This is a genomic window from Rhodothermales bacterium, assembly GCA_041391505.1.
GTDB lineage: Bacteria > Bacteroidota > Rhodothermia > Rhodothermales > JAHQVL01 > JAWKNW01.
Genome location: JAWKNW010000002.1, coordinates 184,621 through 200,139 on the forward strand (window position 1 = coordinate 184,621; position 15,519 = coordinate 200,139).

At 66.2% G+C, this 15,519-nt stretch carries 10 protein-coding genes; 3 read left to right on the plus strand and 7 right to left on the minus strand.

Annotated elements, in window-relative coordinates:
• Window positions 1-235: 235 nt before the first annotated feature.
• The 3 genes from R2834_02780 to R2834_02790 all read right to left on the minus strand — a co-directional run bounded on the left by R2834_02780 (window position 236) and on the right by R2834_02790 (window position 3,444).
• The gene (locus tag R2834_02780; protein MEZ4699230.1) at window positions 236-1,804 is read right to left on the minus strand and encodes a sulfatase; all 1,569 of its coding nucleotides are present in this window, start codon (window positions 1,802-1,804) and stop codon (window positions 236-238) included.
• 256 nt (window positions 1,805-2,060) lie between these two features.
• Window positions 2,061-2,360, minus strand: coding sequence for a hypothetical protein (locus tag R2834_02785; GenBank protein MEZ4699231.1), 300 nt, complete (start codon window positions 2,358-2,360; stop codon window positions 2,061-2,063).
• A gap of 439 nt (window positions 2,361-2,799) precedes the next feature.
• Window positions 2,800-3,444, minus strand: a complete 645-nt coding sequence (locus tag R2834_02790) for a redoxin domain-containing protein (GenBank protein ID MEZ4699232.1) — start codon at window positions 3,442-3,444, stop codon at window positions 2,800-2,802.
• A 355-nt stretch (window positions 3,445-3,799) separates the two neighbouring features.
• Between R2834_02790 and R2834_02795 the strand changes: the two genes are divergently transcribed.
• Both R2834_02795 and R2834_02800 read left to right on the plus strand, forming a co-directional pair.
• The gene (locus R2834_02795; protein ID MEZ4699233.1) at window positions 3,800-5,692 is read left to right on the plus strand and encodes a DUF839 domain-containing protein; all 1,893 of its coding nucleotides are present in this window, start codon (window positions 3,800-3,802) and stop codon (window positions 5,690-5,692) included.
• Window positions 5,693-5,885: 193 nt separating this feature from the next.
• Window positions 5,886-6,191 carry a hypothetical protein gene (locus R2834_02800; GenBank protein MEZ4699234.1) on the plus strand — a complete coding sequence of 102 codons (306 nt, stop codon included), beginning with the start codon at window positions 5,886-5,888 and terminating at the stop codon, window positions 6,189-6,191.
• A gap of 15 nt (window positions 6,192-6,206) precedes the next feature.
• On the opposite strand, the gene R2834_02805 is transcribed toward R2834_02800, so the two are convergent.
• Entirely contained in the window at window positions 6,207-9,038 is a 2,832-nt protein-coding gene (locus R2834_02805; protein ID MEZ4699235.1) for a protein kinase, read from the minus strand.
• A gap of 355 nt (window positions 9,039-9,393) precedes the next feature.
• Between R2834_02805 and R2834_02810 the strand changes: the two genes are divergently transcribed.
• Window positions 9,394-10,599: a T9SS type A sorting domain-containing protein gene (locus R2834_02810; protein ID MEZ4699236.1), complete on the plus strand. Its 1,206-nt coding sequence runs from the start codon at window positions 9,394-9,396 to the stop codon at window positions 10,597-10,599.
• Window positions 10,600-10,806: 207 nt separating this feature from the next.
• Here the strand turns inward: R2834_02810 and R2834_02815 are convergent, their stop codons facing one another.
• The 3 genes from R2834_02815 to R2834_02825 all read right to left on the minus strand — a co-directional run bounded on the left by R2834_02815 (window position 10,807) and on the right by R2834_02825 (window position 15,396).
• Window positions 10,807-11,496 (minus strand): DUF5995 family protein, encoded by a 690-nt coding sequence (locus R2834_02815; protein ID MEZ4699237.1) that lies wholly within the window; start codon window positions 11,494-11,496, stop codon window positions 10,807-10,809.
• 80 nt (window positions 11,497-11,576) lie between these two features.
• Window positions 11,577-13,202 (minus strand): glycoside hydrolase family 44 protein, encoded by a 1,626-nt coding sequence (locus R2834_02820; GenBank protein MEZ4699238.1) that lies wholly within the window; start codon window positions 13,200-13,202, stop codon window positions 11,577-11,579.
• A gap of 73 nt (window positions 13,203-13,275) precedes the next feature.
• On the minus strand, window positions 13,276-15,396 hold the full coding sequence (locus R2834_02825; protein ID MEZ4699239.1) for a hypothetical protein: 2,121 nt from the start codon (window positions 15,394-15,396) through the stop codon (window positions 13,276-13,278).
• Between the last annotated feature and the right edge of the window lie 123 nt (window positions 15,397-15,519).

Sequence of the window (15,519 nt, forward strand, 5' to 3'; positions counted from 1 at the left end):
CAGAGGCGGAAGGATAGGGGCGGTCAGGGCGGCAAGGTACGCCATTTTACCGGAATGCACGCATTACGCACGCGCCGGCCAGGGGAATCGCATTCTTGCCGTGGCCATGAGGAGCGTATGGGAATTTGGGTGCATGGGGGCATTTTTACCGCAAAACCTCCCATACCCCCATACTCCCAGACCGGGAGATGCTCACGTTTGAAGAGCATGCGATGGCCCTGACGCGCCGGCGCACTCAGTCGATCGCTTCGAAATCGGATGCATTCACCCAGCCCGCTTCCAGCGGCTCGCCCGCCCGGTAGCGCTCGTAAAAATGCTGATGCTTCTCGTCGGCGTAGGGATACGCGTCGAAAACAGCCCCCTCGCCGCGCATACGGGGATCGCCCTCGGCGGTAAGCTCCGCGACCAGCAGGGTTTCCAGCTCGGATTTGAGCGCCGCCACGGACGGGTCGTCGGCGCGGTTCGACAGGCACTCGGGGTCGTTGGCGATATCGTATAACTCCTCCCCGGGGCGAAAGCCGAACGACCATTGCCAGTAGCGCGCCTCGTCCGGCGCGCGGCGGCGGTCGAGACACACCGTCTTGGTAGGACTGCCGTCGCAGTTGAGATAGCCCGTCTCCGGATTCCCCGCCGGCCAGCGATCCGGCGCGTAATTCCGGATGTACAGCCAGCCATCGCGCACGATGCCGCGCATCGGATACCCGACGTCGCCGGGCCGGCCGATGTCGTGCCGCTCCTTGCCGATGAGGACGTGATCCCGATGCGTAGCGCCCGCCTCGTCGCGCAACAGCGGCATCAGGCTTTTGCCCTGGATGGGCCGCATGGGCGCGCCGGCGAGGTCGACGCCGGCCGCATCGAGGAACGTCGGCGCCAGATCGATAAAGCTCACAAATGTATCGATGCGGCGCCCTGTCTGCCGGATGCCGGCGGGCCACATGATCGCCAGCGGCAAGTGGTTCGAGAATTCGTAGCTCTGCCCCTTGACGCGCGGAAACGGCATCCCGTTGTCCGCCGTCACCACCACCAGCGTGTTTTCCAGCTCTCCCCGCTCATCGAGGAGGTCGAGCATCCGTTGCAGGTGGGTGTCGAAATGTTCGATCTCGAACGCATAGTCCAGCATGTCCGTCCGCACCGAATCGATATCCGGCCAGAACGCCGGCACGGCATCGATCTCATCCTTCGATTTTCCGCCCTTCGCCTCGCCCGACCCGAACTCGTAGCCCCGATGCGGCTCCAGCCCGCCGTACCAGAAGACGAACGGCTGATCGGCCGGCCGGTCGTCCAGAAAGGCCCTGAAGTTCTCGGCGTAGTCGATGTCGCCGATCCCCGAGGCCGGCGGCGTCAGTTTGCGTTCGTTGTAGGGTGTGCCGGTCAGCCGGCGCACCTGCCCCTCCGCGTCCCGCGCGACGCCCGGAGCCCACCCCTTGGCCGTATACCCCGCGTGGTAGCCGTTCGCCGCGAGGGCTTCGACATAGGTCCCGTACCCTTCAGGGAAGTACGGCCAGTGGTTGGCCGCCGCCTCCAGCTGCCACGAATTGCGCCCGGTCAGGATCGCCGAACGAGACGGTGCGCACTTCGCGTTGGGGGTATAGGCGCGCATGAACAGCAGCCCGTCTCGCGCCACCCGGTCGAACGCCGGCGTCCGCACCCAGTCCGTCCCGTACGCACCCATATGGGGAAACGAGACGTCGTCGGCGATGGCGAACAGGATGTTCGGCGGCGATGCGGCCGGACCGGGCGCCTCGCATCCGGCCATCAGAAGCAGCCATAGGGCCGGGACAAGTCTGGACAGGCTTTTCGACATCGCTCTGTGATTTTTGGGGTTTATACGCATGAATCAACGAAGACCGGACGACCCATGCAACCGCCGCGGGGGCGCAGACGGGCGCTCCGGAGACCGTGTGACCGGGAGAGGCGAATCGACCTGCTCAGACCGCGTGGCCCCGGCGACGCGATCGACGTACGCAAAATCAGGACCCCGGCCATAATACAACGCCATAAAAAAAGCGAGCAGACACGGGATGTGCCTGCTCGCTTCGCTATCGAACAATGTCCGGAACTCAGTGGGCCAGGGTCGCCTGGGGGCGACTGCGCTTCGCGAGGTCGTCCAACGCTTGCTGATTCACCCGCACGCGAGTGGCGGCTTCGTGGAGCGCGGTCTCCGCGGCGAGAAAACGCTCGGTGACCGAACGCACCGTGGCGCGCGGAGCGCGGCCGTAAATGTAGTTGATACTTACTTGTTCGGTCTGTGTCTTGAGTGTTTCATACCGGCGCCGGGCCGCTTCCAGCGCGCCGATGGAGGCATCGCGCATCGCGATGATCTGATTCCGGAGATGGGAATGCTGATCGGTTTTAATCATGCTCGTTCCTGTAAGAGGTGTGGGGGGGATACCTGACAGTGATCGCTACAGAGCCCCTACGGATAAGCGGAATGGCTTCGATGAGCCGACAGGCTACTTAAGAGGGCGGTAAAATGGACTACAAATCAGGTGCCAACTACCGGCAGGCGTATGGAAGGCGGGCAGGCCCGAACCCCGTGCCGTGAAACGAACAAACCGTGCAAAAATTATTTTATTTACTGTAAGCGCTTTTTTGATTTCAATTCCGACGGACACCCGCCGATCCCCTGTCCTTATTAATACAATTATTGCGTTTTCTATTCAAAACACCTACTATTCGTATGTCTTAGCTATGCGGGTTTAAATACTCCAGGAAAGCCCGACCTGTCCCCAGCAGGTCGGGTTTTCTTTGTTTGAGACTCGCGCGATCCGGTCTCGCGCAGGGCGAACGAGTACGTCCCTATCGATTTCCTTTCTGGCGCGCGTACCGGACGTCGCACCCGTAGGGCTCGGTGCGCGGGATGGCTACCGGCCGACCCGCCAGGGCGTCCTCGAGCGCGAGAGCCACGTAGTTCACGGCGTTCGGCAGCGTATCCTCGTTGGCTTTGGGCTGATCGTCCAGCGCGCCGGCGTAGATGACGGCGCCCTCGGGGTCGATCACGAAGGCCTGCGGCGTAACCCGGGCGCCATAGGCGCGCCCCATCACTCCCTCCCCGTCGAGCAGGACGGCCGTCTGGCGGGCGCCGCGTTTCTGGAGCATGCTGTTCATCCGCTCGCGCGGCGCATTCCCCTGCCGGCCGGTGGCCGACGAGATCACCGAGAGCCAGACGACGCCGCGCTCGGTATAGGTTTTCTGCAGATCCTGCAAATAGCCCAGCTCATAGCGCATATCGACGTCAGAACAGGACAGGTTTGTCCACTCGAGCACCACATACGAACCGGCATACTGCGAGAGGCTCTGGCGCTCCCCGCGGGAATCGAACACCTCGAACGCCGGCGCCCGCTCACCCGGCTTGATGTCGAATTCAGGGGCCTGCGCGCTGGAATCGGCATTCAGAAGGACAATCAGGGAGAACGCAAGGAGGCGTTGAAGCACCGTCTTCATGGTCTTGTGCGTGTTTGGGAGGAGTGGATAAGGAGGGGCGTCACGCCATTCAGGCAAAAAGTCATCCCACTCGCGCGCCCTTCGCGGACGACGGGGAGCCACCCGTACCCATCGGCTCCCTAATCCTGGGTTAACACCACGGTTACGTTGCCTTCACAGCGGGGATCTATGTTGCTGCAGAGGCCTCGATATCCTTCCCTTCAATCGTCGCCTCTCTCCGTTGTGAATCGCGTACGGTTCGGACCTCTCCTGGATCACTTGCCTGTTTCGGGCGCCCCGGCATCCAGCAAGCTTTCGCCGGCTGTGCGCGATTAACCAGCGCCTCCTATCACACACCATAATCACCGCAGAAACCATGAAACTGACGAGACTGCGTCGCGGCATTGCCGCCGCGCTCATGCTCTGCGCACCGTCGATGACGTACGCGCAATTCGTAACCCCCGAACCGGCCCAGATCACCGGCGACACGCCGGCCACCGATCGCGGCTGGAACGCACAACCCCTCTTCACCGTCGGCGAAAGCCTCGGCGGGTTTACGCCGACCGGTATTTTCGACGGCATCGGCGCGATCAAGGTAAGCCCCGATGTCGTCCGTTTTTTTGTGAACAATGAACTCGGTGAAGGCGCCGGCTATCCCTATACGCTCGCGAACGGCACGTCGCTCAAGGGAGGCCGGGTCACCTATTTCGATATCGACGCCAACACGCGCCACGTCCTGGCAGCTGGCGCGGGATACCACACGATCATCGACCGCGCCGGCGTGCCGGTGACGTCGGGTGCGCAGATCTGGCCAGGTAACGATTCCGACGAGGGATTGCGGCGCCTCTGCTCGAGCGGGCTCTTCACGGCAGGATCGTATAACCTCGTGGATGACATCTATTTCACTGGCGAGGAAACCGACGGTGGCCAGGAATTCGCGCTCGACGTGCACTCCGGCGTCCTCTACGCCGCGCCCTGGCTCGGCCGGGCCGCGTGGGAAAACCTGACGATGGTGGAGAGCGGCAACAAGAACATCGTGGCGATCCTGGCCGGCGATGACCGCGGCGGCGCCCCGCTCATCCTCTATCTCGGCCGCAAAAACGCGGTCGGCGACGGCAGCTTCCTCGATCGCAACGGCCTCGCCTTCGGCAAGCTCTATGTCTGGGTGGCCGACAGTGGCGACACGAGCCCGGAAGCGTTCAACGGCACCGGCACCTACCGGTCGGGCAAATTCGTCCAGATCGACCACTACGATGCCAGCCAGGCCGGCATGAACGGGTACGACGAACAGGGGTTCGCAACGCAGGAAAAGCAGGACGAACTGGCGGCGGCCGTTGGCGCTTTCCGGTTCTCCCGTCCCGAGGACCTCGCTACGAATCCCCGCAACGGCTCCGAATTCGTGTTTGCCTCGACGGGCCGCGGCAGCCTCTTCCCGTCGGATGACTGGGGCACGTTGTACCGCGTCGACATCGACGTCCGCGCGCTCGCGGCGACCATCGAAATCCTCTACGACGGCGACGACGCCGGCGCCGGCCAGTTCGCCGGCCCCGATTTCGGCCTTCGCAGCCCGGACAACCTCGACTGGGCCGACAACGGGCTCATCTATGCCCAGGAGGACCGCTCGACGAGCATCGGCGTGTTCGGTGGCACGAGCGGCATGGAGGCGTCCATCTGGGAGATCAACCCCAAGACCGGCAAGCTGCGCCGGATCGCGCAGGTCGATCGTGCCCATGTACCGGCCGATCAGACCGACACCGATCCGACGGATATCGGCAACTGGGAAACCAGCGGCATTCTCGACGTGACGTCGCTGTTCAAGACCGCGAAAGGCGAGCGCCTCCTCGCGCTCGACGTACAGGCCCACAGCCTGTCCGACGGCCGCATCGCGGAGAACAACCTGGTGCAGGGCGGACAGTTGCTGCTCCTGAGCCGGTCGAAAGCCGAGACCGCCAGCAGCATGGATGCCGACGCCGAAGCCACGCTCCATGTCGCAGCCGAAACGCCGACCGCGTTCGACCTCGAGGCGAACTACCCGAATCCGTTCAACCCGACGACGACCATCGCCTTTAGCCTGCCTGAAACGGCGCAGGTGCGCCTGACGGTGTTCGACGCGATCGGGCGGACCGTCGCCACCCTGGCATCCGGAGAACTGCCGGCCGGCCGCCATGAGGTGACATTCGACGCCACCGGCTTCGCCAGCGGCCTCTACTACTACCGCCTTGAGACGCCGTCTCACGCCGTCGTCCGGCAGATGTCGCTGCTGAAATAACGCCGGCGTCCGGCATCACGAACCGCGGCAACCGCACGCAAAAGGGGCGCGACGTATCGTTCGCGCCCCTTTTGTTTTTTTCATATTGCGTATACTGCAGCGTCCGAAGGGCATGGCGCCGGATGAGCCAGGAGCCTCCCCATCGTTGTATGCATCTAGAGCATCCCCACCAGGAACCAACAGCCACCCACCTATGGCCACGATCAACATCCTTTTCGACAGCAACGGCAACCCGACGCCGGCCTCTTTCGCCATTCAGCCCGGCGACACCGTCGTCTTCGAGGCGGGCAGCGAAGACATCGTACTCTGCATGGATCCCGAAACGATCTTTGGCAGCGAGCGCATCGCCATTCCGGCCGGGACCAGCGTTGAGACGACCGTCCAGCCCGGTGCTTCGGGCGCGTTTTCCTTCACGAGCATCGCCGGCGACATCGAAGCCGAGTGCGGAGCGCGCGGCACGACGGGCGGCGAGGGGGGCGGCAACGTCGGGGGACAATAACACCCCCTGACAGGGTCAGCCCGGAGGCGCGCTCAACCCCGCGATGAGGTCCCCGTAGGCCGGCGCCGCGCGAAGCTCGTCCATCCACGCCGACGCTTCAAGCCGATCGGGGTCGTACCCGGCCTCGAATCCTTGGCGGAGATACCGCAGGGCATCGGCCCTGCGGCCGACAATCTCATAGGCAATGCCGATCGAAACCAGCAGCTCGCCGGAGACCGGCTTCATGGCTTCGATGCGCGCGATGTAGCCCCCCATCGCGGCGCGGTCGCCCCGCTTGGCCGCCGCCTCGAGCCCCGACCGCAGCGCGCCCTCGTCCAGCGGGTTGATCTCCAGCCGGCGCCGGGTCAGCGCCTCGGTCGAATCCCAGGCGCGGCGCGCCCTCTCCGGTTCGCCGAGCCAGTGGTAGGCGTTGCCGAGCTGATCCCACGAGTCGAGCTGGGCATTCTGCAACGCCACCGAACGCTCGTAGTAGGCGGCCGCCTCGGCGAAGGCGTCGCGGGTGTAGGCGATGCCGCCGAGGTTGTTCAGGGCCAGCGCGCGGGCGGACACGGCGTTGGGGTTCACTTCCGCCGCTTTTTCGTACAGGGGCACCGCCTCATCGAGCCGGCCCAGCCGCTGGTACTGCACGGCCATGTTGTTGTACCCCCAGGGGTTGGTGGGGCGGAGGTCGATCACGTGCTGGTACATGGGGATGGCGTCGGCGTGCCGCCCCATCTCGTGATAGAGGTTGCCCAGCGCGAGATAATATTGCCAGTTATCCGGCCGGCGCTCGATCGCCTTCAGGTAAAACTCCTCGGCCTTGTCGTATTCGGCCATCGAGCGGTAGACGCGCCCCAGCTGGTACTGCGCCTCGACGTTCTCGCCGTCGAGCACGTACGCGCGCAGGAACTGGCGTTCCGCCTCGGTATAGTCGCCTGTATTCAGATAGATCATCCCCATGGTGAGGCGGACGGCTCCGAGGTCGTCGTCGTGCGCCACGGCCTGCCGGCCCAGCGAGACCGCCCGATCCATCCAGGCGCTGTTCTTGTCCAGCTCGTACTTCAGCACATAGGCTTCGGCCAGGCCGGCGTAGGCCAGCACGAAGCCGGAATCCTCCTTGAGCGCCAGACCAAACAGACTGATGGCGGCGTCGAGGTTGGTCTCGTCTTCGTACGCCTGCAGGTAGCCGCGCGCCCGCGTGTAATCGCGATAGGCCTCCGCGTCACTCGAGAACCCCGCGGTGAGGAACTGGGTCGTCTCCATGTTCAGCTTCACATCAAGCAGTTCCGCGAGGTTTTCCACGATGCGCTCCTCGAGACCGCCCATCTGCTCGGGCGCCACATCGATCACCCTGGAATTGACGATCGCGTTGGTGCCCGTGTCGATGAACTGGAGCACGAGCTGGATCCCCCTCCCGCGCTGCTGCACGCTGCCGCTCAGCACGAGGTTGGCGTTGAGCCGCTCGGCGGCGGCCGAGGCCGAACGCACCCGCTCGGCCTGCACCTCGCTCGGCGACACGACGGCGAGCCGGCCGCGGTAGCGCTCCATCAGCGTCAGCTTGCCCGTGATGGTGTAGGCGAGACCGTTGACCAGGGCCGAGTCGACGCCGACCGCCGAAAACGGCAGCACGGCCAGCCGCACCTCATCCGATCCCAGGGCGGGGCGCGCCGGCCGGGCCCAGAGCCAGAACCCGATGCCGACGAGGGCTGCCAGCAGCAGAACGGCCGCTCCCTGCAGGGGCGTCACGCGGAGCCGGCGTGTCGGCGGCGCGGCAGGACGCTCGGCCGTCGACAAAGGCGGTGCGGCGGGCTCGCCCCGATCCAGCGCGTCGAGCGCATCGAGCACGTCCTGCGCCCGCGCGAAACGCCGATCCGGCTCCTTCTCAAGGCAGCGCAGGACGATGGCGTCCAGCCCGGCGGGCAGGTCGGGCCGGTGCGCGCTCGGGGGCTCGGGGTCTTCGTTGAGGATGCTGTAGATGACGGCCTGGTCGTAGTCGCCGGCGAACGGACGCGCCCCGGCAACCATCTCGTAGAGCACGACGCCGGCGGACCAGATGTCCGACCGGTGATCGACGCTTCCGCCCCGGGCCTGCTCCGGGCACATGTACGCCACCGTCCCCATCGTCATGCCCGTGCGCGTCAGATCGACGCCCTGCATCTTCGCCAGCCCGAAGTCCAGGATTTTCACGGCGCCGACGGCCGTGAGAAACAGGTTATCCGGTTTGATGTCCCGATGGACGATCCCGTGTTCGTGGGCGTGCGCCAGACCGCGGAGCATCTGCCGGGCGAAGTCGATCGCTTCGGGATACGGCAGGTCGCGCTTCATCCGCGCCTTGAGGGTTTCACCCTCGTAGTAGCCCATCGCGATAAAATGTATCCCTTCCTCGGTTTCGTTGAACTCGAAGATCGTGCAGATATTGGGATGATCGAGCAGCGACGCCGCCTGCGCTTCCTGCAAGAAGCGGCGCGACAACTCCTGGTCGCCGCGGCGTATCGTGGGGAGAAACTTGAGCGCGGCGAGCCGATTGAGCCGGGTATCCCGGGCGAGGTACACCACCCCCATCCCGCCGGCGCCGAGCTCCCGCTCGATCTCGTACTGGTTCACCCGTTCCCCCGGCTGGAGGACGCCGTGGCGCAATGCGGCGGGTGCGGAGGGGCGCGTCGGACCCTGTTGCCCGGGGACGTGCCGGCGCATGCTATCGAAGTATCCCGGAGCCGCCTCGTAGGCCTTGAGCATGCCGTCGAGTTCGGCGCGCATCGCGTCGTCGCCGGCACAGGCCTGATCCAGGTAGCTCGCCTGCTCCTGCCCCTCGAGCGCAAGAGCTTTCTCGAAGACCTGTTCGAGCCGGGTCCAGTCAGATGAGTCCATCGAATTAAGCCTCGCCAATGGGCTTGCCGTCCAGTACGAAAGGCGATCAGAGCATGCAATATGCCCTTGATAATACGATATATCGGCGAAAAAAGGGCCGGTCGACGAAAAGAAGATGGCGCCGACGCGACGAAATGGCGCATCCCCCTGACAGGGATTTCCAGCGCGTTGCCGGACATACTGCCGGTAATGAATTGGCGGCTTTCCTCTATTTCGTCACCCTCAATTCTGGTGTAATTTGCGGATGCACTTTCTTATAAGTAAGCAGCTCATTAAATACCGCAGAGCCGACCGATGCACCGCATCCTTCCCGGCCGACACATCCGTTACATACCCCAATCTACCCCCAATCGTTATGTTCAGACCCCTTCAAGCGCGTCACCGACGCGCCGGACTTCTCATTGCCCTCACGCTCACCGTCATCGGCGCGGTTCCGGTCCTCGCCCAGCAGGGCGGTGGCCGGCAATTTTCTGTCGAAATGACGTGTTTCCCGCCTCCGCCGGCACCCGGCGGCGTACCGGGCATCGGGCCGCCCCCGCCCTGCATCCTGCCGGTCGGCGTCGATACGCGTTTCGTCTCCCCGAACCCCACGGGCACGGCGCGCTTCCACGTCCGGGCCGACGGGACGACCAAGGTGACGGTCGATCTCGAAGGGCTGGCGCCCGACCTGTCGCTGACGGTGTGGACGTCCTATTACTTCCCCGGCGGCCCGGCGCCGCACCCCCTGTTCGCGCCGATCGGGCCCGGACTTCCGGCCATCGCCGGCGTCTCCGCGCCGCTCGCGCCGACCTATGCGGGGTTCACCGAAGGGCTCGGCCCCGAGCCCAACGAGTTTCAGCTCCTGCCCAACGGCAAGGCGCGGCTCGTCGTGGTGCTGGATTACAACCCGTTGCTGCCGGGCGAAGGCCCGCTGCGGAACGATCTCGTGATCACGAACCAGACCGACGCGCCCGCTGGCAGCGGCGTCGAGCAGCCCCTGTGCTGCTCGCCCACGCCGGCCGTGCAATCGGTGGGCGCCTCGTTCCTTCGCGTGTTCGACCTGGAAACCGGGTTTCAGAAACTGGATGCCGACGGCCGGCCGATGCTGGTGCGAAGCCCGCTCCCGGTCGCCTTCCTGGCCGTCGTCGTCCATGTTGACGATCAGACCCACGGCATCAACCCGGGCGTGCCGATTCTGCCGATCCCCGGCACCCCCGTCACCGCCGGCGACCACTTCCTGCTGGGCATCTTCGACGTGCGGGCGCACTACCCGTCCGCACCCGAAACGTCCCGCGCCGCCGCCGGCGTCTCCCCCGAAGGCTATATGCTCTCCGGCATTTACCCGAACCCGTTCAACCCAACAACAGCCTTTCAGCTTACCCTGGCTGAATCACAGCGCGTTCACATCGAGGTCTTCGACCTACTCGGCCGTTCTGTCGCCATGATACAGGACGGTGTGCTCGGCGCGAACGAGGAGCACGTCTTCTCGTTCGACGCCGGGCGCCTCGCGAGCGGACGCTATGTGCTGCGGGTGATGGGCGAAACGTTCGAGACGAGCCGGACGCTGACCCTGGCGAAATAGCGCATCTTGCTGCCAGGGCGATTCGAATTGGGGATGGGATGCAGGATGGGGGATGCAAGATGCGGGATGCAGGATAATTTGGTCAAAAACACAAGTCTTCGACAGACATCCTGCATCCAACATCCTGCATCCCCCATCCCCCATCCAGCATCTTGCATCCTGCATCCCCCATCCTACATCCTGCACCCCCCATCCCCCATCCATCCCTCACCCCGCGTAGCGCAGGATGCGGTGCGCCCGGCGCAGGGTCGCGGCTTCCAGTGCGCGGCGGATCTGCTCGCAATCCGCGTCATCGCCGGCATCCAGCATGCGCACGGCCTGCCGCCACACGTCCTCCCGCCATGCGGCGATGAGCCGCGAGAGCATCCATTCGTCCGCCGGCCCCATCAGCACGTCTACCAGCTGCATCAGCGGTTCTTCCGGTTCGATGATCGTATCCTGCACCACATCGATCGAGCGGCCGATCACGCGGTTCACGGCGCAATGATCGGCGTAGCGGCGTTCGCGGAGGCCGGCCGGCGCATCGGTCCACTCGTCGCGCAGCACATCGACGAGCGTCAGCACCAGGTCGTAGTTGATGTGCGCGTTGATGCCCAGCAGCAGCCGCTGCACAACGAAGAGGCGGTTGGCCATCGTACATTCGTGCGCGAATCGCCAGACCTCCGGCGTCGCCGTGGGGCGCGTATCGTAGGCATCCAGCGCATCGAAATAGTAGGCCGCGAACCGCTCGAGGAGGACGCGAACCCAGACCGGGTCGCCGAAGGTCCCGTCCTCGAGCGCGGCGAGCATGTTGCCCGTCATCAGCCGGTAGCAGCGCAGAAAGCCGGCGCGCGGATCGTCATCCATCCCCCAGCGCGCCAGCAGCCCCTCCATACGGTCGGTAACAGCAGACGTCATCGTTCCCGGTTGCTGATGTGTCGTGAAGGGGCGACACGAAAGGCATCCCCCCTTCCCGCAACATACGGGATGCGCCGGCGCTATTCCAGCACGAGATGCACGGCCTGCATCGGCTCGATGACAAACCGGAAGGCGTTGCCGGCGATATCCGCCACGTCGTCCTTCCGGATCACGAACGCGTTGCGGCTGTCGAATCCCCAGACTTCCGCGCCGGCGTAGGCGGCATCGCTCGTGATGGCGAAGTTCGTCCCGACGGCGCCGTCGCGGCTTTTGTTGATCAGCACCACGTGCAGCCGCGACGTCTCGGTCCCCTCGATCGCGGCGTAGACCGACAGCCGCCCCCGGTCGCCGGCCTCGGCGAAAACGCTCGTGTCGCCGAAATGGCCGCCTACGTCGTCGTAGTTGCGATACAGCTTGAACGCGGCGGCGGCGAAGACGTCGTTCGCCTCGATCCCCCAGCGCGTCGCCAGGTAGACGCCGTATTTCCCGAACGCGCCGAGCACGTCCGCCTGGGCCAGTCCGCCGGAGATCGTGTGGCCGGCACCGTAGTCGTATTCGGTAACCGCCAGCTTCGTCCCGGGGTAGTGCGCGGCGATGGCGGATCGCAGCCGGGGCAGGATCGGCAGGAAGGCGCCGCAGCAGTCGGCGATCCAGCTCGTTTCGACGTACGAGAGGTCCCACAACGTACGCGGGGCCTGCACGCGCGCCTCGACGTCGGCGTTCGAGACGCCGTCGCCGGTGATCCGGCTGCTGCCCTGCGCCTCGGGGTACCAGTGTACGTCGAGCACATCGAGCAGCCGGCGGCCCTGGCTTTGCTCGGCGAGGCGCATCTGCTCCAGATAATAGTCGATAAACCACGTCGCCCCCTGCCCCGCCTGCGCCCAGTCGGGGGCATCCTGCAGGTTCAGGTAGGCCCCGAAGCCGTAGAGCGCCGGCCCCAGGATCTCGGCGTCGGGGTCCACGTCCTTGACGGCCGACGCGACCGCGACGGACCGGTCGACGAGTTCGGCGGCGCCGAGCCGTTCGGGGTGGATGCGGACGTGAGTAAAGGGCCAGAGGGCCGGCTCGTTGTCCAGGCTGTAGAAGCGGACGCCGGACCCGCTCGCGGCCGTACCGTACCGGCGCACGAGGAAGGCGACCAGCTCGTCCAGGTACACGACGCCGTCGCGGAGATCGGGCGACGCCGCGAAGGCCGCCGGCTTGCGGGGTTCCACCCGCACCCAGCGGTTGGAGGGCGCGGTTTCCGCCTCCGTGACCGTCCCGAAGTCGTCGGCGGACACATAGCCGGCCAGCTGGAGCGTGATGACGGAGTGCGCGCCCATCTGGAGCGACTGGTCGTGCCAGAAGGTGAGGGCGCGGCCCGGTTCGGTCTGCTCGGCATTCGGGATGCCGAGGTACGACGGGATGAACTGATCGCTGGAATGCTGGAAGTCGCTGCCGGCGTTGGAGTAGTTGTTCTCCCAGTTATACCCCGTCATGCGATTGCCGCCCAGGCGGCGGACGGTCCAGACGCTGCCGTTCCGATCCTGGTTGGATCCGTAGATCAACGGGCTGATGGCTGTGTGCTGGGCATCGACGTCGATCGAGACGGCGACCTCGGCGACGACGTTCGCTTCGGGGTCGGGCTCGTTCGAGGAGGCGCCGTCGCAGCCGGCGGCGAGGCCGGCCAGCGCCAGGAGCGCGCAAAAGAGGCCTTGCGTGCGCATGAGGAAAACGGATGGGTTTCGAGGCGTGGGATGGGCCCGATCGCCGGCAAACCGCGTTCCACGATGCGCGTCCTCACAGGCCGGGCAGCATCGAGGCGCGGTAGCGATCGAAGTGGTTCGCTACACGCGATCTGGCCGAAAGGTCCCACAGGTTCGTGTCCAGCTCCCCGAGGGCGAGCACCGAGGTGATCCAGCTCTGCGTCCACCCCGTCTCGACGGCCCAGGCGCCCCAGCCGAGGTCCGCATTCGACGCCCAGTACTCCCAGCGGCGGTGGTCGAAGGCGCGGAACCAGGCGCCGTCCAGCTCCGGATGCTCGGGGGCCCGCACCTGGATGCGCATCAGAAACGCCGCGAGGCGGTCGCGGGCCTCGGCGAGCCGGCGGTCGCCCGTGGCGGCGGCGGCCTCGTGCAGCCCGAGGAAGGCGAAGTTCGACGTATACAGCATGTCGGCCACCGGATCCCCGTTCTCCTGGATGAGGGGCGCCTCGGTGGTGCCGTAGTCGGCGTTCGACGCCGGCGGGCCGTAGCGCCCGTGCCCGGCCGATCCGAGTTCTTCCTGGATGGCGCCGGTCGGACCCTGATGCGCCAGCAGATCGGCCGCGATCCGGTCGAGCCAGGCGCGGTGTTCGACCGTGTCGTCCACGCGGATGAGCCAGGCGAGCGGGAGGAGCATCCGGGCGCGCTCCTGCTGCAGCCCGTTGGTCCAGGTCCACTCGTCCGGATAGGCGGCCATCGTCAATTCGATGCCGCGCCGGGCGCGGTCGCGCAGGGGGGCGTAGCCGGTTTTGTCGTACAGCCAGAGGTACGCGCTCCACATCCACGACTCGTAGTGCGGGGCGTAATTGCGGCGGGACTGGTTGAAGTAATACCGCCAGCCGTTGCGGCGGATATCCGGCCCTTCGAGCCGGCCGCCCCGGAAGCCGTCGGGCCCGGTCGTGCGGTAGTTCGCGAGGATGGCCCGGAGCATCGCCTCGTCCCAGGCGGTGGTATCGAGGACCGCCGCCGTGGCGAGGGTGCCTAGGATGACGCGGGCGTTGTCGTCGCCGTAATGGACTTCGCGGTAGAGGGTATTCCATCCGACGAGGCCATAATCCGGGCTCGCGGGATCGGCGCGCGTAGCCTGCTGCAGGGGGGAGCCGCGGTAGACGAATTCCTGGATATTGGCGGCGATCGGGGCGTAGTCCGGCGCGGCGCCCAGCCGGCTCGCGAGGGCCAGCGCCATCGCCGTCTCGCTGGCGCAGTCGGCGCGCAGCCACCACCGGGCGGCCTGCGAGCCGTCCCACCCGATGCGCGAGCTGAACCCTTCGAGGACACCCAGCGAGCCGTCGCCGCTGGCGAGGTCGAGCCCAGGCGCCGGCCCGGTGCGGTCGTCGAACGCCTCGGCGGCATCGTAGCGGTCGGCCCACGAGGCATCCATGAGCATGCGGGCGTTGCGGTACCAGTCGGCCCCGCGGCGCACCGCCGAGCGGGCCGCATCGGGAGGCAGCGTGGCATCGGATGCGTAAGTGGGATGGACGGCCGGCTCCCACTCGGGCAGCGTCACCCCGGCTTCCGGCGCCGCCCAGGCGAGGATGCGATTCCAGATCGTGGTCCACGCCTCGGCCGGGGCGTACCGCGCCGTGACGAACTGGCTGAGCTTGGTCGTGGCGATGAGCAGGCCGGCGTCGTCGGCCTCGAAGAGCACGGGCCAGGTCTCGGTATCCGCCAGGCCGAACACGGCGGACTCGAAGCCGGCGACCTTCGCCATCACCAGCCACGCGCTGTCCGCCCGGGCCGCCACGAACCGCCCGTCGTGGATCATCACGATGCGGTCGCGGGCGAGGCGCGGGCCGAACGCGTCCGTCGTCACGACGCCGCGCTCCCAGGCCGCGGTGCGGAGGGCGCCGGCGTCCTGGCCGGGGATCGACGCCGGGAATTCGACATAGACACGGAGCTGCTTGCGCGCCGCGGCCTCAAGCAGCGCCGGCGAGACCGTCGTCGGCCGGTCGGGGTACCCGTCCGCCAGCACGAGGACGCCGCCGCCCTCCGGCGCGGCGTCGATCGCCTGCGCCGGCGTGTCGACGCGGTGCACGGCGGGGCCGAGGATCCGGACGAGGTCGTTGTCGGCCGCGCCGCTGACGACGAGGGCCGGGGGCCGGCTGCAGCCGGCCATCGTAACGCACGCAACCAGCGCGAGGAGAAAACAAATGCGCATAACACCAGACGGGCGATCCATGAAAACGGCCACCGGAGCCTTCGCCCCGATGGCCGCTCTATCATAATCAACTCGCCGACGAATCGCCACTCGGTGTTCCGCACGCGCTGTCCCGAGCAGGCG

Coding starts and splice junctions, on each gene's coding strand:
- R2834_02780 (MEZ4699230.1), bottom strand. CDS start 1,804: ATGTCGAAAAGCCTGTCCAGACTTGTCCCGGCCCTATGGCTGCTTCTG.
- R2834_02785 (MEZ4699231.1), bottom strand. CDS start 2,360: ATGATTAAAACCGATCAGCATTCCCATCTCCGGAATCAGATCATCGCG.
- R2834_02790 (MEZ4699232.1), bottom strand. CDS start 3,444: ATGAAGACGGTGCTTCAACGCCTCCTTGCGTTCTCCCTGATTGTCCTT.
- R2834_02795 (MEZ4699233.1), top strand. CDS start 3,800: ATGAAACTGACGAGACTGCGTCGCGGCATTGCCGCCGCGCTCATGCTC.
- R2834_02800 (MEZ4699234.1), top strand. CDS start 5,886: ATGGCCACGATCAACATCCTTTTCGACAGCAACGGCAACCCGACGCCG.
- R2834_02805 (MEZ4699235.1), bottom strand. CDS start 9,038: ATGGACTCATCTGACTGGACCCGGCTCGAACAGGTCTTCGAGAAAGCT.
- R2834_02810 (MEZ4699236.1), top strand. CDS start 9,394: ATGTTCAGACCCCTTCAAGCGCGTCACCGACGCGCCGGACTTCTCATT.
- R2834_02815 (MEZ4699237.1), bottom strand. CDS start 11,496: ATGACGTCTGCTGTTACCGACCGTATGGAGGGGCTGCTGGCGCGCTGG.
- R2834_02820 (MEZ4699238.1), bottom strand. CDS start 13,202: ATGCGCACGCAAGGCCTCTTTTGCGCGCTCCTGGCGCTGGCCGGCCTC.
- R2834_02825 (MEZ4699239.1), bottom strand. CDS start 15,396: ATGCGCATTTGTTTTCTCCTCGCGCTGGTTGCGTGCGTTACGATGGCC.